At 69.3% G+C, this 290-nt stretch carries 1 protein-coding gene; it reads left to right on the top strand.

The features are described 5' to 3' along the window. A partial coding sequence (locus R0J92_RS22410; protein WP_411053279.1) for a hypothetical protein occupies positions 1 to 290 on the top strand: 290 nt, incomplete at both ends.

Below are 290 nucleotides of genomic sequence, written 5' to 3'. Positions count from 1 at the left end.
GGTTCATCGCCAAGGGCTTTTTCGGCCCCGAGATCGTGATGCTCAAGCGGTTCGGGGAGCGGATGGGCCGCGAGGTCTACCGCCACCTGCGGCACTACACGCAGATCGGCGGCGGGGGCACGCCCCTCGCCTCTTCGCTGTGGGTCACGGGCCACCGCCTGCTCGCCCGCCGGGCCAACCGGCGGGTGCTCATCGCCAACACGGACGGCGGCGCAAGCGACCCGTATTGGATGGACCCGACGATCCAGTACCTCGAACGCCGCGGCGTCGAAGTGGTGCTCATCGGCATC

It is taken from the genome of Tritonibacter sp. SIMBA_163, from assembly GCF_046535935.1.
GTDB classification, from domain to species: domain Bacteria; phylum Pseudomonadota; class Alphaproteobacteria; order Rhodobacterales; family Rhodobacteraceae; genus Epibacterium; species Epibacterium scottomollicae.
The sequence above is the reverse complement of the archived record's forward strand: the minus strand, read 5'-3'. Positions and strand labels throughout refer to the sequence as shown.